Source organism: Streptomyces sp. NPDC006516, assembly GCF_040611875.1.
In the GTDB taxonomy this organism is placed as follows: Bacteria; Actinomycetota; Actinomycetes; order Streptomycetales; family Streptomycetaceae; genus Streptomyces.
Map to the genome: position 1 here is coordinate 34,139 of NZ_JBEXPD010000012.1, position 20,088 is coordinate 54,226.

12 protein-coding genes and 1 riboswitch are annotated in these 20,088 nt (G+C 70.2%); of the genes, 9 read left to right on the plus strand and 3 right to left on the minus strand.

Going from position 1 to position 20,088, the window contains the following annotated elements; all coding sequences use genetic code 11:
• The first annotated feature begins 101 nt into the window (after window positions 1-101).
• Entirely contained in the window at window positions 102-1,976 is a 1,875-nt protein-coding gene (locus ABZY45_RS27035; protein WP_356743851.1) for a CocE/NonD family hydrolase, read from the plus strand.
• A 160-nt stretch (window positions 1,977-2,136) separates the two neighbouring features.
• Here ABZY45_RS27035 and ABZY45_RS27040 read toward each other — a convergent pair whose 3' ends face one another.
• A complete protein-coding gene (locus tag ABZY45_RS27040) occupies window positions 2,137-5,526 on the minus strand; it encodes a CARDB domain-containing protein (RefSeq protein ID WP_356743853.1) in 3,390 nt (1,129 codons plus the stop codon).
• A gap of 785 nt (window positions 5,527-6,311) precedes the next feature.
• Between ABZY45_RS27040 and ABZY45_RS27045 the strand changes: the two genes are divergently transcribed.
• Window positions 6,312-6,719 carry a hypothetical protein gene (locus ABZY45_RS27045; RefSeq protein WP_356743855.1) on the plus strand — a complete coding sequence of 136 codons (408 nt, stop codon included), beginning with the start codon at window positions 6,312-6,314 and terminating at the stop codon, window positions 6,717-6,719.
• Window positions 6,716-11,095 (plus strand): caspase family protein, encoded by a 4,380-nt coding sequence (locus tag ABZY45_RS27050; RefSeq protein ID WP_356743856.1) that lies wholly within the window; start codon window positions 6,716-6,718, stop codon window positions 11,093-11,095. Before ABZY45_RS27045 ends, ABZY45_RS27050 begins: the two co-directional genes overlap by 4 nt.
• 50 nt (window positions 11,096-11,145) lie before the next feature.
• Here the strand turns inward: ABZY45_RS27050 and ABZY45_RS27055 are convergent, their stop codons facing one another.
• Both ABZY45_RS27055 and ABZY45_RS27060 read right to left on the minus strand, forming a co-directional pair.
• Window positions 11,146-12,705, minus strand: coding sequence for an SMI1/KNR4 family protein (locus ABZY45_RS27055; protein WP_356743858.1), 1,560 nt, complete (start codon window positions 12,703-12,705; stop codon window positions 11,146-11,148).
• A 100-nt stretch (window positions 12,706-12,805) separates the two neighbouring features.
• Window positions 12,806-13,159 (minus strand): VOC family protein, encoded by a 354-nt coding sequence (locus ABZY45_RS27060; RefSeq protein WP_356743859.1) that lies wholly within the window; start codon window positions 13,157-13,159, stop codon window positions 12,806-12,808.
• A gap of 205 nt (window positions 13,160-13,364) precedes the next feature.
• Between ABZY45_RS27060 and ABZY45_RS27065 the strand changes: the two genes are divergently transcribed.
• From ABZY45_RS27065 to ABZY45_RS27090, 6 genes are all read left to right on the plus strand, one after another.
• Window positions 13,365-14,072 carry a DUF2470 domain-containing protein gene (locus ABZY45_RS27065; protein WP_356743860.1) on the plus strand — a complete coding sequence of 236 codons (708 nt, stop codon included), beginning with the start codon at window positions 13,365-13,367 and terminating at the stop codon, window positions 14,070-14,072.
• 1,059 nt (window positions 14,073-15,131) lie between these two features.
• A riboswitch (cobalamin riboswitch) is annotated at window positions 15,132-15,336 on the plus strand.
• A gap of 29 nt (window positions 15,337-15,365) precedes the next feature.
• A complete protein-coding gene (locus ABZY45_RS27070; RefSeq protein WP_356743862.1) occupies window positions 15,366-16,073 on the plus strand; it encodes an energy-coupling factor ABC transporter permease in 708 nt (235 codons plus the stop codon).
• Window positions 16,073-16,441: an energy-coupling factor ABC transporter substrate-binding protein gene (locus ABZY45_RS27075; RefSeq protein WP_356743863.1), complete on the plus strand. Its 369-nt coding sequence runs from the start codon at window positions 16,073-16,075 to the stop codon at window positions 16,439-16,441. Before ABZY45_RS27070 ends, ABZY45_RS27075 begins: the two co-directional genes overlap by 1 nt.
• Before the next feature lie 6 nt (window positions 16,442-16,447).
• On the plus strand, window positions 16,448-17,197 hold the full coding sequence (gene cbiQ, locus ABZY45_RS27080) for a cobalt ECF transporter T component CbiQ (protein ID WP_356743864.1): 750 nt from the start codon (window positions 16,448-16,450) through the stop codon (window positions 17,195-17,197).
• A complete protein-coding gene (locus tag ABZY45_RS27085) occupies window positions 17,194-18,060 on the plus strand; it encodes an ATP-binding cassette domain-containing protein (RefSeq protein ID WP_356743866.1) in 867 nt (288 codons plus the stop codon). Before cbiQ ends, ABZY45_RS27085 begins: the two co-directional genes overlap by 4 nt.
• Window positions 18,061-18,304: 244 nt before the next feature.
• On the plus strand, window positions 18,305-19,942 hold the full coding sequence (locus ABZY45_RS27090) for an NAD(P)/FAD-dependent oxidoreductase (RefSeq protein WP_356743868.1): 1,638 nt from the start codon (window positions 18,305-18,307) through the stop codon (window positions 19,940-19,942).
• Window positions 19,943-20,088 lie beyond the last annotated feature (146 nt).

Below are 20,088 nucleotides of genomic sequence, written 5' to 3' on the forward strand. Positions count from 1 at the left end.
GACGCGCGCGACCACCGCCGCGCCCTCTCACCACGGGCCGGGGTCCGCTGCTCGGCCTGCACCACTGCGAAACCCCGTATCCACCCAGCCGGGAGAAGCATGTGAGAGCACGTCGCACGGCCAGATGGGCCACCTCGGCCCTGGTCACCACCATCGCGTTGACCGGCGCCCTCGCCGGGACCGCAGCCGCCTCCGGCCCCGCTGCCCCGCCCACCCGCGCGGTAGCGGTCGCCACCGCGACCGACCCCGTCAGCCACGAGGAGAACGACCGCGTTCCCGAGGGCTCGCTCTGGACGCAGCACTACTTCCCCTCGTCGGACCGGTCCGGCACCGAACTGCACGCCGACGTACTGCTTCCCGAGAACCTGCCCAGGCGGGCGAAGGTGCCCGTCATCCTGTCGGTCGGCCCGTACTTCGGGCACTCGGGGCAGTCCGCCGTGGAGGGCTGGACCCACACCGGCCCCTCCGCCCGCTTCCAGGACTTCATCGAAGGCACCGACCTGTTCGACCAGGGTTACGCCTTCGTCATGGTGGACCTGCGCGGCTTCGGCGGCTCCACCGGCTGCCTCGACTGGGGCGGCCCGGGCGAACAGGCCGATGTGAAGGCCGCGATCGACTGGGCCGCGAGACAGCCGTGGTCCACGGGTGCGGTGGGTCTGTACGGGAAGTCGTACGACGCCGTGACGGGGCTCATCGGCAACAACCTGGACCAGCGCGCGCTCAAGGCGGTCGTCGCGCAGGAGCCCCTCTGGGACATGTACCCGTACATCTACTCCAACGGGGTGCCCCGCCCGAACGTCACCGGAACCGCCAACGCCTACAACTCCATCGCCACGCAGTCCCAGATGGCGGACGACGACGCACGCTATCTGGCGAACTCGCGTTATGAGCAGAGCCATCCGGAATGCCTGACGGACAACGCCGCCGGATTCCGGATCGCCGACCGGGACGACGCGTTCTGGACCGCCCGCGACCTGGCGAAGTCGGCCAACGGCACCGACACCCCGCTCTTCGTGACCCAGGGCTTCATCGAGAACAACACGAAGCCCGAGGAGATGCAGGAGTACCTCGACAATCACAAGGGGCCGGAACGCGGCTGGGTCGGCCAGTGGGATCACGTACGCGGAGGGGACCGCACGAGCGACGGCAGACTGGCCATGGGCCGTGAGGGGTGGTACGACGAGACCCTCGCCTTCTACGACCAGTACCTCAAGGGCGTCCGGCCGGTGGTCCGCTACCCGGCCTACTCCGTCGAGGACTCCACCGGCGCCTGGCGGGCACAGAAGACCTGGCCGGTCGTGGACCGCTCCGTCACCCTCCCGCTCGGCGGCGGCTCGTACGTGGACGACGGCGGGGTCTCGGCGCTCGCGGCCCTGGCCTCGGGCGTCCCGGCACCGAGGGAGAGCACGCTTCCTTCGGGGCAGTGGGACATGGAGAACGCCCCCGCCACGGATCTGGTGGCTCCCGAGGGCCTCACCGAGGGGCTCACGCGACTCCAGGAGGCCGGTTCGGTCACATCCAGCTTCTTCGTGTGGTCGAAACCGGTCGAGCGGGCCGTGCGTGTCACCGGAACCCCGCAGATCTCCCTGACCGCCGAGGGGAAGGGCAACGTCATGGTCAAGCTGTACGACGTGGCCCCGGACGGCACCGCCGTCATGTTCGACGAGCAGGTGTCGCTGCTGACCTCCGGGCGGCTCCGGGTCGATCTCAAGGCGACCGACTGGACCCTGACGGCCGGTCACGTCCTGGCCGTGGAGATCGGTTCGATCAGGACCGGGTCCTGGCGTGACACGCCGTCCGGCGAGACCGTCCGGGTGGAGAACGGCCGGCTCCGGCTGGCCCTGGACGACCCGGCCGACGACGTGGCGACCGGCGGGGCCCGCTCCCCGTATCTGGACACCTATCTGCGCCAGTACACGGTGGACCTTCCGGCCGGAGCCCCCACCTTCACCGTGGTCCCGGGCGGTCGCCTCTGACTCCGGAGCTGGCCGGGGATGCCTCCGGAATGCGACACGGAACGTACTCCCGGCCGGCACGCCTCGTTGGCGTGCCGGCCGGGGCCGGTCCCTTCCCCCTGCCGGGGGCAGGGCCCGGGTCCGCTTCCCGGTGCCTGCCCCCTTGCCGAGGGGCCTGGGTCTACCTCCGGCCGGCGGCCGTCCGGGCACCGCCGTTGATGACGAACTGTGAGCCGGGTTCGATCACGACGTCGCCGTCGGCGGAGCCGGTGACGGTCACGTCGGTCAGGGTCGCGCTGCCCCGCGCTCCCCCGTGGGCCAGGATCCCGGATCCGTTGAGGGAGTCGGTGATCCGCACCCGCTGGATCTGCGCGCCGGGGACAGCACCTCCCCCGGACTTGAACTGGATCCCGTCGTAGGTCGAGTCATGGATGTCGGTGTCACGGATCGTGACACCGGGGATGTCCTGCCCGGCCGCGAACAGGGTGATGGCACCGAATTCCTGGGCCTCGCCCCAGAACGCGCCGCCCGTGCGATGGAGCGCGTTGTTGGCGATCAGGGTCTGCCCGGAGAAGGGCAGCGGGTCGTGGTCCGTCGCCAGCATGATGCCGGGGTAGTTCATCGTGTCGGAGATGATGTTGTTCTCGATGGTGTTGCCGTAGCCTCCGTAGACCGCGATTCCGTTGGCCCGCCAGGGCAGTTGGATCGTGTTGTTGCGGAAGTGGTTGTCGTGGCCGATGTCCACCGACGGATCCTTCACGTACTTGCTCGACCAGACGGCCAGGGCGTCATCGCCGGTGTTCCTGAAGGAGGAGTTGAAGACCGTCGAATTGCGGGTGCCGTTGGCGAAGTTGATGCCGTCCGCATAGGTGTTCCGGATCCGCATGCCGGTGAATTCGAGTCCGTCACCCGGCCCCCAGAGCTCCTGGATGTTGGCGTAGTCGCGGCCCGCCCACACACCGACGTTCGCGTGCTCCAGCCACACGTTCGTGATCTTGGTGTCCTTGCCGAAGCGCCCGTTGAGGGCAACTCCGCCCTCGGCGTTGCCGTCCCCGCCCCGGATGGTGCCGGAGCCGAAGATCGCCAGGTCCGAGATCTTCGTGTTGTCGTCGATGTCGAAACCGAAGTTCCCCTCGTGCGGGTGGTTGATGCCGCCCGCGTCCTGGGGCGGGGTGAGGGTGTAGAGCTGGGAGTGCCACATGCCGGCGCCCCGTATCGTGACGTCCCGGATGCCGACCTGGTTGAACTCACCCCGGTTCAGGGGGTCGTCGGTGAGGATCTTCTGCTCCTGCCGCCACTGCCCCGGCGGGATCCACACACAGCCGATGTCACCGTTCTGGTCGGCTGTCACGGCGCGCTGGAGCGCGTCCGTGTCGTCGATGCCGTCGTTCGGAACCGCCCCGTAGGCGGTGATCGAGGTGCAGCCGGCCGGCTGGGCGGCCGCCGGCGCCACCTGTTCCAGGTCGACGAGGTCGATGATGTAGAAGGACGCGGAGTCGCCCGCGTCGCGCTGGAGACGGAACGTGGTCCCGGCGGGGTAGGTCCGGCCGAGCAGGGCGCTGGACTCGTCGAACAGCCTGCGGGCATCCGTCTGAGGCTGGTTGGTCAGGCCTTCCGGGCTGTCCGTGTCGCCGTAGAGCCAGCTGTGTTTGGAGGAGAGCGTCAGCTTCCTGACGAAGGTGTCGTCGATGTACAGGCTGATGGTGGCCTCCGCCCCGCCGCCGCCGGAGGCGTCGGGCACGGAGTTGCGTACGACGATCGAGTTCGAGGGGACGGTCGAGGTGATCTCGACGTACTGACCGGTGCTGTTGAGCCGGACCGACTCGCGACCCGAGGACTCGGTGGCGAAGTTGGTGTGCCCGAAGGTGCGTTCACGGTCGGCCTTGAGCAACGTCCCCTGGTAGGAACCCTTTTCGGCCTCGTACTCGGTGTACGGGACCGCGGCGCCGCGGCCGACCACGATGGCGCGCGAGAAGACGTTGTTGTTCTCGTCGGTCTCGGTGAGCAGCCCCGTCGCGTCCGCGGTGGCGGTGAGGTTGGCGCCACCGCTCTTCGCGGTCCAGCTCCCGCTGACCGGCACGGACACCGTGCCTCCGGCGGGAATGGCGCCGGTGGTGCCGTTCAGCGTGGTGGTCTCCACCAGGAGACGGGTGACCGTCGAGGACGTCACCGCCGTGGTACCGCGGTTGCGGACGGAGACGGTGAACGTGACGGCCGCGCCCACCGCGGGATTCGACGGGCTGGACGTGATGCCGAGCACCTCGAGGTCGGGACCGGGGCTCTGCCCGACGACCAGCTTCGAGGACGCGGTGGCGCTGTTGTTGCTGTTGTCCTTCTCCACGATCGTGTCGGTCGGGTCGACGGCAACCGACACGCCGTACGTACCCATGGCCCGCCTGCCCACGTCGACCCTCACCGTGGCCGAGCCTCCGGCGGCGAGGGCGGCCACGGGCGCGCTGCCGGCGACCACACCTTCGAGGCTGACGGCGACCGTCGTCGCGGCGGCGGACGCCGTGCCGATGTTGCGCACGGTGGCGCTGACGGTGACGCTGTCCGCCGACGACGGGGAGGCGGGTGACCAGGTGGGTGCGGAGACGGTCAGATCAGGGTTGGGGGCGGCGGTTCCGACCACCTGGATCTCCGCCACCTGGGCTCCGGGAGCACCGGTGTTCGAGAAGAACTTGAGCTGCACGTCCGCGTACCGTCCGTCGACCGGGATCGTCACCGTGTTCTGGTTCCCGGAAGGGCTGAACGTGCGGTCGGCGCGCTCCACCACCGAGGTGAAACCGGTGGCGGACTGCGCGCGGCCGAGCACCTGCACGCTCTGCGTGCGGGTCGACCACGCCGGGTCCGGGGAGAGCTTGACGACGACGGCCTCGACATCGGCGTCGGCACCGAGCTTCACCGTCAGCGTCGCGGGGTACCCGCCCGACTCCCAGTACGTTCCGATCCTGCCGTCGTTGGCGTTGGCCGCTACGTAGGTCTGCGCGTACGACGAAGCCTCGATCGGTTTGTTCAGCGCCAGGTCGGAGCCGCTCGCGGGCGGCGGGCCGGTGTCCTCGTCGCCGTGAACCTCCAGTTGGGAGAGTTGCGCGGCGTTCCAGCCGGTGTTGGCGGTCACCTGCACACGGATGTACCGCACCTGCGCCGTGGTGAATCCGACGGTGACGGTGTTGCCCGTGGAGGGGGTGAACACCCGGGCGGCGGAGGCGGCCAGAGCGCTGAAGGCGCTGCCGTCGGTGCTTCCCTGGATGGCGAGGGTCTGGGTTCGCGCCTCCCACGTGGCCGGCAGTTTCAGCACCACCTGGTCGACGTCGAACCGGCCGCCCAGGTCGATCTGTACCCACTGCGGGAAGCTGCCGGGGCTCTCCCAGTACGTCTGCTGGCTGCCGTCGGTGACGTTCGACGCCGGATAGGCGCCGTGCGCCCCGCTGGTCGTCGCCGGCTTACCGAGGGCCAGGTCCGTGCTCCGGACGGCCGCCGCCGCGGTGACCGGCAGGAGCCCGACGGTCATCAGCGCGGCTGTCACCGCACCGGCGACGAACCGCCATCCGAGTTGTTTCCATCTCATGCTGTCCTCTGTTCCGTGGGACTCGGCGCCGGCAGGACGCGCGGGCTCGGAGCCCGTCGTCCGGACGCGCGGGCGTCGGAGGGCGGGCGTGGGCCGGTACGGGCTGCCGGTACACCGATGGGGGGAAGATCCGGGACGCCGGCAGGAGGGCGAGCATCGACCTGCCGGGAACTCGCGCGTATAACCTAGAATTTTGAGCGATCCGGTCAATATTTTGCGGTGCCGAGGTGACAGGTTTCTAGCAGGGCACAGTTTTGTCAACGGTCCTCACAGCAGCACCACATGCGCGTCCACTGTCCGCGCAGCTCAGGGGTGCCACGCGTGTCAGGGCACGTGCCGGGGACGTGCAGAAGCTCGAGCAGCGCCACGGTCGCCGCGCGGGACGCGGACGCGGGCGCGCTCAACGAGGCGCGATCGCCGGGCGGCGCGGGGCGATCCGGCTGCCCTACGGGCAGGGCTCACCAGGCCTTCACCCCCAGGGAGCGACACAGAGAGACGGGCGTCGGCACTGTGCACGGATGTGCGGACAGGACGGGCCGCCGCGTCGGCCGCGGGGGCCGCTGCCGGGGTCCCAGTCCCGAAGGGCGACCCGGAGGGCGAGAGAACTGTCCCAGGCGGTGAAGAACCGGATGCGCCGGTCCAGTCCCGTCCGCGTTCGGCGAGGACGCGGCCGAGGTCAGGCCGTCGCACCGAACTCGATTGGCAGGATTCAGTCACCGGGCGACTACGCCATGGCTAAGCTCGCGGCGGCTGTGGCACTTTCGCACGCATGGGGACGGTGGGGGATGAAGTTTCGCATTCCGGCAAACGGCGACGAGGAAGCGCTCGTCGATCTTCAGGACTGGCTGGCCACCGATCCCGGTACCGCCCAGGTGCAGGTCACCGCGGTCGGTGGCGACAGCGGCCCCACCATGAACGTCCTCGAAGCCGTTGACGTGATCCTCGGCAACGCGGTCGACATCGCGAACTTCGCCCTCGCCTACGTGACCTGGCGCTCCGTGAGGCGCGACGAGGCACCGGTGCGGAGCGGCGGCGGCGGCGGCGGCGGCGGCGGCGGCGGCGGCGAGGAGGCCGGTGGACAGCGCCTCGTGCACGGAAACGTCAGCGTCGACATCAGCCATCTCTCGTCCGAGGAACTGGCCGATCTGCTGCGCCGCCTGCACGACGCTCCCGCTGTGGGAGCCGCCGAATGACCTCTCCTCCCAGCCGGTCCAGAGCAGTCCTTTTCGGGGTCCACGAATTCGGCGAGCTGACTCAGCTCAGCGGCGTACAGCACAACGTTCCCGCGCTGCGTTCCCTACTCACCAGCGAGGACGTCGGCGGGCTGGCCGAGCAGGACTGCACGGTGGTGCCGCCCGACGGCACACAGCAGCAGTTGCTCGACACCTTGCACGACGCGGCCGAGGAGGCCACGGATCTCCTGCTGTTCTACTACGCGGGACACGGGCACTTCGGCGGCCGTGATCGCTCGTTCTTCCTCGCCACCCACAACAGCAGTGGGCGACGGCCGTACCACTCGGTGAAGTACAGCGACATCCGTGACCTCGTCGCGGGGTCGCGGGCACAGCGGAAAGTGGTCGTCATCGACTGCTGCTTCAGCGGCCGGGCACTGCCGATGTCGGACGAACACACCCCGACGCAGCTGGACATGGAGATCACCGGCGCCTGCGTCCTCACCTCGGCCGCCGACACGGAGCGATCTCTCTGCCTGCCCGAGGGCAGTGTCTTCACGCTCGAACTGACCGCTCTCCTCAGCGACGGGCTCCGGGGCGAACTGACCGGCGGACGGCAGGGCGAGCACCTTCCAGACCTCACCATGACCGATGTCTTCAACGCCCTGCACACCAGGCTGCACGGCCGGAAGGTTGAGGGCATCCGGGTCCCCCGGCCCAGGATGAGCACCCGCGACCTCGGCCATCAGATCGTGCTCGCCCGGAACCGCGCGTACACGAGCACCCCGGAGGGCGGTGCGGGCTACGGAGCCGAGGCGCAGACCGAGGACCACGAATGGGTGACCGCGGCGCGCGACCACCCGCTGTGGAACTACGTGGCCGACGAGCGTGGACTCTCCCTGCTGCGCGACACCGCCACCGCCCTCGCCGCAAGGGCCGCCGCCGCTACGACGTGGGACAGTGCGGCCTGCGCCGGCGATCCCTGGTACTCCCTGTCGTACGCCGACCGGGTGGCCGAGTGGACCGACAGCCTGCTCCTCGACAGCAGCGCACGCCCGGAGGAACTGGAGCTCTCCGCCGCAGAGGTGTTCCTCCTCGTCACCCACCCCTATCTGCACGCCGCCTTCTGGAAGTACAACGCGAGCCGCTACAGCGCGATCGCTCCGACCGACCTCACCGATGTGGAGAGCACGTCCCCGGGCCGGAGGAGTTACGAGGCCTTCCTGCGGGGTCAGCCCCGGTTGATGCGCCGCGCACTGCGGAACAGCGACGGCGCCTCCTCCGACGCCATCGGCTGGTGGCTCTTCCACCGCTGGCTGGTACGGCAGGTCCGGCTCTACGAGCCCGCCTCGGTCGAGACCCTGCTGGACCACCTCGCGGTCCCGTTGGGAAAACGGTCGCCGAGGGAGAAACGGCTCGTGGAGGATGTGCTGGAACCGCGGCTGCTGGCCCAGCTCTTGCGCTCACCCCAGCTCCCCGGCAGGCCCGAGGATGCCTCCGTGGGACCCCGCAGCGTGGGGGTCGCGGAGACCGCTCAGCGGGTGCGCGTGCACCAGCTCGCCGAACTGCTGCGTATCGCGCATCTCTTCGCCGTCGACCCCATCACCCTGTCCGACGTGGTCGTCGACCACATCGGCATCGGATACGCCGTAGATCTCCCAGGGCTGCACGACACGCTGGCCGATGTCCGCTGGGAGTCGAGCGGGCGGACCAGGGTCCTCAGTGCCACCTGCGGCCACCTCGCGGTCGACCTCGGACTACGCCAGCACGCGGCGGCGCTCGACACTCTGCTGGCCAGGATCGACATCAGGACGGGGGACGAGGAGCGGCCGGCGCTGCTGCGCAATCTGCCGCTGCATGTCACCGCCGAGCGTGTGACGCCCGCCGTCGAGGAGAGCGGCCGACTGGCGTACGAGTCCACCGAACTGCGTTTCCGGCTCGCGGACGACCGCATCCAGGAACTGCTGATGGGCGAGGAGCTGTACGGAGATCCAGCCCTCGCGATACGTGAGCTGTACCAGAACGCCCTGGACGCCTGCCGGTACCGGGACGCGCGTACGCGCTACCTGCGGGCCACGGGATCGCAGGTGGCCCCGTACAAGGGTCACATCACCTTCCGTCAGGGAGCCGACGAGGCCGGCCACTACTTGGAGTGCCGTGACAACGGGATCGGGATGGGGGAGGTCGAACTCCGCGATGTCTTCTCGCACGCCGGCATGCGTTTCGCGGACCTGCCGGAGTACATCGAGGAGCGGGCTCGATGGCAGGAGCACGACATTTCCATGCACCCCAACAGCCAGTTCGGTGTGGGGGTTCTGAGCTACTTCATGCTGGCGGACGACATCACTGTCACGACCTGCCGCCTCACCCCTGAGGGGCTGCCGGGCGAGCACCTGCGGGTCGAGATCGCCGGCCCCGGTTCCCTGTTCAGGATCCAGCGCCTGGAGCGCAGCACCGAGGCCTATACCAGCGTCCGCCTCAGGCTCCGGTCGCCGGAGGTCGCCTCCTGCGTCGACGTACTGCGTCGCATTCTGTGGCTGTCCGACTTCGACGTCACGGCCGAGGACGACGACGGCCAGTCGCTGACCTGGGAGGCGAACCGCCTCTGCGACGAGGCTCCGCTCGGCTCGGACGATCCCCACCTGCCCACCAGCCTGCGAGAGGAGGGCGTGGTCACTCTCGCCGGTTCGAATCCCGCTGTCTGGTGGTGCAACACCGGCGGCGCGGTGCTCGCCGACGGCCTGTGGGCCGGCGAACACCGCTTCGGGGCAGTGGTGAACCTGTCGGGAAGTCACACGCCGCGGCTCACCGTGGACCGGCGGAAGATCATCGACCCGGACACGGTCGAGGTCGAACGGTTGCTCCGCCAGGAGATCCCGGCCCTGCTCGCCGCGAAGGACGCCGTGTTCCAGCACGCCTGGCTCGCGGGGGTGCTGGAGGAGAGCCCTGCGCTCGCCGATCAGATCTTCGCCGAAGCGGTACGCATCGGCTTCGCGCCCTGGCGGATCGCGGGTCAGGAGGTGGACATCACCAAATCGGGATTCTTCGCGGAGGACGAGGCACTGAGCCGTCCCGCCGACTATGACAGCGATTGGGCGGCAGTTCAGTCCAACCCCGGCGTGGGAAGGTTTCGGGAGGTAGCACTGACGGACGCGGGCTACTTTCCTGGGTTCGTCACGTCGAGATCCTCATCCAGAAATCTCCCCATCCCCTCCGACATCTACCTGCTCATGCCTGGATGGCCGGGTCAGATGAGGCAGTCACGGTGGGTAGGGTCAGCCTTTTACCACGACTCCACCATGAGCATCGGCCATATCGCGCAGGTCACCCGAAAGACCGGACTGTCCGCCGAGGAAGTAGCCTCGCGACTACAGGAACTCGGCCTGAACGTACCCGCCGCGCCTCTTCCCCAGTTGGAGGACGGCGACCTCCACTTCATCAGCGAAAGCTTCGGAGGGGGAACTCCTCCGTGGCTCGACACAGCCAAAATCGTCGACCCTGCGCGCATCATCCTAACGGCGCGGCTGACAGGTCACAGGCCGGCCCACATCACTGGGCGTCTGACCGAACTCGGCTACCGCACACTCGTCGACCCGATGCCGACGGACGAGCCCGACGACACGGTCATCCTCAGTCGTGATCTGGACGCACGGGGCCCCTGGCTGAACCCGTCAGCTGGGGTCAGCGTTGCGCACGTCGCAAAAGCAGTCGCCAAGACGAAGCGATCCGCCGAGGAGATCAACGACCGGCTCGCCGAATTCGGCTTCCGCACCCCTGCCGTGCCTTTGCCGCAACTGACAGCCGCGGACTTCCGCATTCTGAGTGAAAGCCAAAACGGGGAGGCGCCCTGGCTGAGTCCGGACAGGACCATCAGTCCTGGCCACATCGCCCAAACCGCAGCTCACATGGGCTGGTCCGCAGAGCGTCTCACCCGCCGTCTGACCGAGCTCGGCCTCCGCACACCCACCCATTCGACATCCGGGGACGAACCAGGCGATTTGCGCATTCTCAGTGTCAACTGCAACGGCCGGGCACCATGGCTCGACATCGACGCGCCAGTTCATCCCACGCATATCGCCATGGCTGCCTCCGCCACCGGCTACACATCGGACCGAATCGTCTTCCGGCTAGCCCAGTTCGGGTACCGCATCCCTCAGACCCGCCTGCCACCGCTCGAACCGGGCGACCTGCACATTCTCAGTCGCGATCTCGACGCCGTGGCCCCCTGGCTCGATCACCACGAGCCGGTTCCGCTGTTTCACATCTCGCTGGCCGCCCAAAGCCTCAAGCTGACCCCTCACACGGTTGCCGCCCGGCTGCTCGAACACGGCTTCAGACTGCCCGACTTCGTCACCTTGAGCCCCACTCCCCCCACCCTCCCGGTGTCGAACACCTAGCGAACCGGGCGTGTCCCACAGCAGTCGCGGTTCAGGCAGCGCCGCTCCCCTCAGAGCCTCCCCGCCGCACGGAGCGCTCCGTCGGTGGGCAGGCCGAGACGGGCGGCCAGGGCGAGGGCGTCCTCGTAGGTGACGTCCGCGCCGGCCAGACGGGCCGCGGCCGGCGCGGGCGGGACCTTGCCGTGGTCGAGCAGCGCGGCCCACTGCTGCCGGTCGAGCGCGAGGTAGCGCAGGTCCGGGAGGTCCGCGAGGACGGTCAGGTCGGCGGCCTCGCATCCCGCGAGGTCGAGACCGCGCAGATGGGGGACGGTGAGCAGCGGCGTGAGGTCGGCCGGGGCGGTGGTGCGCAGGTCGAGGGAGGAGAGGTGGGGGTGGCCCGTGAGCGGGGTGAGGTCGCCTCCATGGAGAGTTACGCGCAGTGACTCGACCGGCAGGTCCCGCACGGGCGTCAGGTCGGCCGTCACGGAGCGGTTGAGGTGCAGCCGGCGCAGGCGGGGTGCGGCGGTGAGCGGGGCCAGGTCGACCGGTCCGGTGGCGTCGTTGATGTGGATGGCCTGAAGGCTCGGCGGAACCTCGTCAGGTATCCGGCCGACGATCTGCCGGCCGCCTGAGTCCTCGCCGTCCCTGACCAGGGAGATGTGGTCGTCGTACGTCTCGTAGCTGCCCTGCTCCAGCAGTTCCAGCTGTTTCTGGAGCAGGGAGGTGAGTGAGTCAGCGACATGAGCGGGGCCTTCGTCGTAATCGCGGCCGGTGGCGATGACCTGGCCGGGGCGCCCGTCCCGGGCGGGATCCATGTCGACGGCGAGGTAGTTGCCGTCCTCGGAGGTGGCGAAGCGGATCCAGCCGGGGTGGCCTCCGCAGCGGCGGACGGTGTCGGGAGGGGTGGCGTCGAAGACCACCGCGTCCCATTCGTGGTCCCAGCCGTACCAGGGGCGGTTCTGCCACTCCTGTTCTTCGGTGTACTCGGCCACCAGGCTCTCCAGCGACAGCCAGGAGTTGTTCTCGATCAGCCCGCAGTGCCGGTGTTCGATGCCGTCCCCGTCCGCCGTCAGATACAGCGCCCGCAGGTCGGCGGGGAGCGGACGGCCGATACGGTGCTCGGCGTCGTCGAGTTGGGCGACGGTGACGGGAGGCGGCAGTTCCTCCTGGTGCCCGAGGACGGTGGCGCGCCGCTCCAGGTACGCACGGAGCGTCGCGACAGCCAGGTCCGGGTCGCCGGCCGGGGTCGCCGTACCCGCCTCCTGGTTCGCGCCGGCCTGGGGCAGCCGGTAGCCGGGGTCCAGTTCGATCTGGTAACCGCCGGCGGCCTCGAAGACGCGGCCGACCCGCTCCGTGAAGGTGACGAGGGTGTAGGCGCCGGTGTTCCGGCAGTCCATCTCCCATCTGATTTGATCCCAGCCGCGCTCGCCGCGTACGGCTTCCGCAAGTCGCGTCAGCACGGGGTGCAGAGGGGGAAGCCCTGGTGAGTAGCGCCTTCCGGGGACCGTGTAGCCGCCGGTCATTCCGCTGCCGCCACCGCCCGCGTGGCCCGAGAGCAGTGCCCTGGTCCAGCCGTCCGGCGCATGCGCCGCGATCTCCTCGGCCATACGACGGGCTGCCTGCTCAACCATGTCCTGATGCTCCTCGTGTCGGCGACGAGGATCATCCTGGCAGCAGCCTCTGACACTCCCGCGAACGCCCGCGCCCTTGGGGGGCAGTCGGCGTCGCGGATCAGTAGAAGTGGGTGATGCAGAATTCGTTCTCCTCGGGGTCGGCCATCACCAGCACCACTCCCTCGTCGTACTCATGGCGTTCGCCGGTGAACCGGCCGCCGAGGGCGATCACTTGAGCCGTTCCCTGCTCGGCGTCGTCGACCACGACGTCCAGGTGCAGCCGCACCTTTCCCTGCTTCGGTTCGGTCACGGGCTGGAAGACCAGGCGTGGCTGCGGGTCGCCGAGCTCACCGAGATAGACCCAGCCCGGCATGGACGGGCCCTTCGGCCGGTCCAGCAGCGCGCTCCAGAAGCGCGACACGCGTTCCACGTCGATGCAGTCGACCGTCACACCGGCCCAGCGGTTCGCCACGGTGCCGGTCCCCCTTTCCTGTGGGCAGGCGGCGGGCCTGACGCCGCCCGCCGTCCATGAGCCCGGCCGCCCCGGGCCGCGCCGCCCTCGAAATTACTCACGGAACCGGCCCCGCGCTACCCTCGACCCGGAGAGATAAGTTAGGTTAGGCATACCTAAGTAATCGCCATGAGGTCTCCCCACCCCGCTCCCCTGGAGAACTTGGATGCGTCCTTTCAACTCCCGCGCCACGCAGCCGACCCCGGCCGAACGAGTGCTGTCCGTCCTGATGGCGGCCCACTCAATGACGGTCGTCAGTGACGGGCTCGACCCAGTCGAGATCCACCGCCTCGACGGCACCGGCGCGATGGGCCACATCCACCTGCACGAACCCCAGGAGTCCGGCCCTGCTCACGCCGGCCCCCGCATCCCGGTCCGGCTGGAGTTCACCGACATCGCGCCCACGCCCGTGCGGGACCGTATGCGCGCCCGTGTCACCGTGACCGGGCTGCTCTCGGCGCCGTACAGCACGGAGACGGCGGAGAGCACCTGCATGGAGTTCGGCCAGGCCGTTCTCGACGACCACACGGGACGGACCTTCGTCACGCTGGACGCGTTGCAGGAGACCGAGCCGGACCCGATCGCCACCAGCGAGGCGGGGATGCTGACCCATCTCGTGGACGAGCACGGCGAACTCGTCCCGCTGCTTCTCCGCCTCGTGCAGCCACAGCCGGCGAAGGGCGTCGTGCGCGTCCTGCCGCTCGCCATGGACCGTTACGGGGTGACGCTGCGTTTGGAGTACCCCGGCACCCACCGCGATGCGCGCCTGCCGTTCGCGAAGGCCGTGTCCCGCATCGACCAGGCAGGGCCCCAGATCCACGCCTTGCTGGCGGCCGCACGTCGCGCCTCCCACCGCAATCAGCTGCTGGCCTGATCGTCCGCAGGCGGACCGGAGGCCGCCCGCGCGTGGCGGTGACTTCAGGCCATCCGCACGCGAGGACGATCAGCTCCGGACCGGGCCCGTCCAGTGGTGGTCACACCCTCCACGAGTGCAACCGCACCGATCGTCCAGCCGTCCACGCGAACCGATGCCCCCAGCCATCGGGGCAAGCAGGCTCGATTCGGCTGTAGCCGCGACTCGTACGGCCTGCCGGCTTCCCGGCCCCAGCGACGGTGAGACGTCCGTGGGGAACGGAAGTACATGACCTCCCCGGCTCCCGCGCCCAGAATTCCTCCGCTGTGGGTTCCACTTCCCCCGGGCATGCACCCGAACCGGCGTGAGATCGACGCGAACTCGTCCGCCTGGCTCGACCGGTTCGGCTTGTACTCCGACCTGACGCCGCCTGCTTCCGGGCGTACTCGCAGGGCCAGGTCTGAATGGCCGCCGACAGCGCCCTCCGGGAACACGACGTCACGTCGTTACCCGCGAGACAGGCCGGCAGCCACTGGCCGGACGTCATCTCGTGACAGGTCCGCACCGCCGGGCGCCTTCGCGGGACCGCGAGCACTTCCTCGCAGGGATTCGTCGCGTCATCGCCGGCACACCTCCCCTACAGCGCCCCGAGAGGCACCCCCTCCGCAGGAACGCGTCCGGGGGGCGGCGCACGCCACCCCCCGACGCGTCGGCGCGTCCTCAGGTCTGCGGACGGCTGCCGTGGTTCGCGCCGTTCTTGCGGCGGGCCTTCTTCTTACGACGTCGCTTCGAGGACATCGATCCCTCCTCATCTGTTGCTTTGCGTTCTATGCGCCGGATTGTCGGCTCCGGCGGCCAACCTGCCCCTTACCCATCGGCGGGGCGGCAAACACCCTGCACCGACCCGTACGGGTGGTACGCATCACAGTGCGTGACGATCCGCACGCGGATCGCGCGGGAGGACCACCCCGCGCGGGGTGCCCGCCGAAGCCGCACAGCGGCGCCCACCCTCCTGCCCGCGGCCCTGACCGAGGCGGTTCGCAACTGCCACCCGTTCGCAGGTACGGGCGGGGGCCCGCTTGTCACCGTCCACGGCCTGGCACTAGTGTCACCACGCCTTGGTGAACGGGAAATCGGTGTGATGCCGGTGCGGCCCTCGCCACTGTGATCGGGAAGTCCGGCTCCAGCCCTCACGGGCAGCCACTGGGTCCTCGGACCCGGGAAGGCGGAGCACGGGCGGTGTCACCCGTAAGCCAGGAGACCGGCCAAGGCATTTCAACCATCCACGAGGTGCTGGAGAGGGTCTGCTGAGCCATGCACATAGCCGAGGGTTTCCTCCCCCCTGCGCACGCGATCGCCTGGGGTGTCGCGTCCGCGCCGTTCGTCGTCCACGGAGTCCGTTCACTCACGCGTGAAGTCCGGGAACACCCCGAGAGCACGCTGCTCCTCGGCGCCGCCGGTGCCTTCACGTTCGTCCTGTCCGCCCTGAAACTGCCCTCGGTGACGGGCAGTTGCTCGCATCCCACCGGCACGGGGCTGGGTGCCATCCTGTTCCGCCCACCGATCATGGCGGTGCTCGGCACCATCACCCTGCTGTTCCAGGCCCTGTTGCTGGCCCACGGCGGCCTGACCACGCTCGGCGCCAACGTCTTCTCGATGGCGATCGTCGGCCCCTGGGCCGGATACGCGCTCTACAAGCTGCTGCGCCGGTTCGGCGTCCAGCTGATGGTCGCGGTGTTCTTCGCCGCGTTCGTCGCGGATCTGTCCACCTACTGCGTCACCAGCGTGCAGCTGGCGCTCGCCTTCCCCGACCCGGGCAGCGGATTCCTGGGCGCGCTCGGCAAGTTCGGTTCGATCTTCGCGGTCACCCAACTGCCGCTCGCGGTCAGCGAAGGGCTGCTCACCGTGCTGGTGATGCGTCTTCTGGTGCAGTCCAGCAAGGGCGAGCTGACCAGGCTCGGCGTCTTCCTCACCGGCAAGGGTGACAAGGCCCGCAGGACCGAGACGGAGGCGGTGGCGTGATGACCAGGAACACGAAGATCAACGCGCTGCTGCTGCTCGTCGTGGCCGCGCTGGCGGTCCTGCCTCTGGCCCTCGGCCTCGGCGACGACGAGAAGGAGCCGTTCGCGGGCGCCGACGCCCAGGCAGAGACGGCGATCACCGAGATCGACCCCGGCTACGAACCCTGGTTCTCCCCGCTCTACGAACCGCCGTCCGGTGAGATCGAGTCCGCGCTGTTCGCCCTCCAGGCCGCTCTGGGGGCCGGAGTGCTCGCCTACTACTTCGGTCTGCGGCGCGGCCGACGGCAGGGCGAACTGCACGCCAGGGCTCAACTCGACGCGGCCCATGGCGCGAGCGGTGCCGGAGAGTCCACGGCCCAGGGGGCCTGAGCACACGTGCTGCCGATCGACGCGGCGGCGCACAGCAGTCGCTGGCGCCGCCGCCACCCCCTGGACAAGGCCGTGCTCGGTCTCGGACTCACCGTGCTGGCCGTCTCGCTGCCGCCCTGGCCCGGCGCCGCGCTCGTCCTCGTCACCGCGCTCACCGCGCTCCTGGGCCCGGCAGGGGTGCCCGCCCGCCGGCTGTGGCGGGCGTACCGGGTGCCCCTGGGCTTCTGTGTCACCGGGGCTGTCACGCTCCTCGTGCAGGTCGGGGGCCCCGAGGGGTTCGTCTCCCCGGCCGCCGGAGGGCCGGCCCGCGCCGGGGAGTTGCTGCTGCGGACCTCGGCCGCCTCGCTCGGCGTCCTGCTGTTCGCCTTCACCACTCCGATGTCCGACCTGCTGCCCCGCTTGGTCCGGGTGGGGGTGCCCGCGCCCGTGGTGGACGTCGCCCTGGTGACGTACCGCATGAGTTTCCTGCTCCTCGACGCGGTGCGCCGGATACGGGAGGCCCAGGCGGCGCGGCTCGGGCACACCACCAGGGCCGCCGCCTGGCGGTCCCTGGCAGGCCTCGGGGCGACCGCGTTCGTCCGGGCCTTCGACCGCGCGGCGAAGCTCCAGGCGGGGCTGGCCGGACGCGGATACGACGGCACCCTGCGTGTCCTGGTGCCCGAGGCTCGCGTCTCCCCCCGCTTCGTGGCCGTGAGTGTCGCCGTCCTGGCGGCGCTCTCCGTCCTGACCTTCGCACTGGAAAGGCCGCTCTCATGAGCGATTCGGCACTGCTCGCCCTGCGGGGTGCGTCCTTCGCGTACGAGGACGGACCACCCGTGCTCAGCGGTCTCGACTTCGAGGCGCGCGAAGGCCGTGCGCTCGCCCTTCTCGGCCGCAACGGCAGCGGCAAGACCACCCTGATGCGGCTCCTCAGCGGCGGACTGCGCCCGTGCGAAGGCCGGTTGACGGTCGAGGGCCATCCGGTGACGTACGACCGCAGGGGGCTGACCCGGCTGCGTACGACGGTGCAGCTGGTGGTGCAGGACCCGGACGACCAGTTGTTCGCCGCGTCCGTGTCCCAGGACGTGTCGTTCGGGCCGCTGAATCTGGGCCTGCCGGACAGGCAGGTGCGGGACAGGGTGGCCGAGGCGCTCGCCGCCCTCGACATCACCGCCCTGGCCGACCGGCCCACCCATCTGCTCTCCTACGGACAGCGCAAGAGGACCGCCATCGCGGGGGCGGTGGCGATGCGGCCGCGCGTGCTGATCCTCGACGAGCCGACCGCCGGGCTCGACCCCGACGGCCAGGAACGGCTGCTCGCCACGCTCGGTACCCTCCGCGAGAGCGGCACCACCGTGGTGATGGCGACCCACGACGTCGATCTCGCACTGCGCTGGGCCGACGACTGCGCGGTCCTCACCCCGGCCGGTGTCCACTCCGGGCCCGCGCCCAGGGTGCTGGGCCGTGTGGATCTCCTGCGGGAGGCGGGCCTGCGACTGCCATGGGGCATCGCCACCGCCCAGCTGCTGCGCTCCCACGGGCTGCTGGACGCCACGGCGCCCGGCCCCCGCACCCCCGAGGAGCTCGCCGCGGCATATGTCTCCCCCGCCGCCGTCGAGCGGACGCCGGCTGACGGGTGACGGGTGACGGGCGGGGGCTGAGGGGCGAGGCATGACGGCCGTCGACGCCAGATCACGCGCGCGGCCGGTGCCGGGCGGCGCGACCGCCCGATACGGGTTGTAATTGCGGGTGGGGAAGCCGGCACGTCCGGCAGCGCAGCACACGGAAGAACCTCCGGCAGACGACGCGAGGAGAACCCATGGCCGCCCGTCAGCACCTCGTCCCGCCGTGCGGGCGCCGTCCCACCGGCCGAGGGGAGGCGCCGTGCCCGATGCCGTGGTGATCGGAAGCGGCCCCAACGGCCTTGTCGCGGCCAATGTGCTCGCCGATGCCGGATGGACCGTGGAGGTCCTGGAAGCCCAGGACGAGCCGGGCGGCGCGGTGCGCAGCGACCGCGGGGTCCATCCCGAGTACGTCAACGACTTGTTCAGCTCGTTCTACCCGCTGGCCGCGGCGTCTCCGGTGCTGTCCGGGCTGGATCTGCACCGGGAAGGGCTCCGCTGGAGCCACGCCCCCCATGTGCTCGCGCACCCGTTGCCCGACGGCCGCTGTGCCGTGCTGGACCGTGCCCGGGGGGTGACCGCCGAAGGGCTCGACGGCTTCGCGCCCGGCGACGGGGAGAACTGGCTGGAGCTCTGCCGTATCTGGGACCGGCTGGGGGACGACATCGTCCGCGCCCTGTTCTCGCCCTTTCCACCGGTCCTCGCGGGAGGCAGACTGGCGGCGCGGCTGAGGGCGGCGGGCGGACTGAGGCTCGCCCGCAGTCTGATCCTCCCGGTGCGCAGGCTCGGCGAGGAGGAGTTCACCGGGGAGGGAGGGCGGCTGCTGCTGGCCGGCAACGCCCTGCACGCCGACCTGGCTCCCGAGGCCGCCGGCAGCGGTGGCTACGGCTGGCTGATGTCCATGCTCGGCCAGGCTCACGGCTTTCCCGTTCCGGTCGGCGGGGCAGGTGCCCTCACCGCGGCTCTCGTGCGGCGGCTGCGGGGACGCGGGGGAACCGTACGGTGCGGGCAGCCGGTGACCGAGGTCGTCGTACGGCGGGGCCGTGCCGTGGGGGTCCGCACGGCGCCCGGGGACGCGGTTCCCGCGCGCAGAGCGGTGCTGGCCGACGTGTCGGCCCCCTGCCTGTACGGGTCGCTGGTCGCCCCGGAACATCTGCCGCCTGGGCTCATCGACGACATGCAACGCTTCCAGTGGGACTTCGCCACGTTCAAGGTCGACTGGGCGCTGAACGGGCCCGTCCCGTGGAACGCGCGGGCGGCCGTCTCCGCCGGCACCGTTCATCTCGCGGACGGGGTGGACGACCTGACGCGTTTCGCCGCTCAGATCGCCCGGGGACTGATCCCCGACCGGCCGTTCCTCCTGGTGGGGCAGATGACCACCTCGGACCCGACGCGCTCACCGCTGGGCACGGAGTCGGCGTGGGCCTACACGCACGTGCCGCACCGGGTGAAGGGCGACGCCGGTCCGGACGGTCTGTCCGGCGGGTGGGGCGCCGGGGAGTGCGAGACGATGGCGGACCGGGTGGAGGAGCAGGTGGAGCGTTACGCACCGGGCTTCCGCAGCCGTGTCCGCGCCCGGCGCATCCTGGCGCCGCCCGCGCTGGAGGCGGCGGACGGCAACCTTCGTAACGGTGCGATCAACGGGGGCACGGCCTCGCTGCACCAGCAGCTGGTGTTCCGGCCGGTGCCCGGCACGGGCCGTCCGGAGACGCCGGTGAAAGGGCTGTACCTGGCCTCCGCCTCGGCGCATCCGGGCGGTGGCGTGCACGGTGCACCCGGTGCCAACGCGGCCCGTGCGGCGATTCGGTCCACCCGCGGAACCACCGCGGCGCTGACCGGCGCCCAGCGGCTGCTGAACCGTCGGGGCCGCGGTGGTTCGAGCGCCTCCGGCACCTCATGAGGTCCGCCGGGACGCACCGGGCACCGGTCACCCGAGCGCCCCGCCCCGCAGGCGCCGCGCCCGGCGGGCCGGAAACATGTGCGCCGACGGGCGCCGGGCACACGGGGTACCGGTCGTTCCGGCCTCTGACCGATCCGACGACTTCC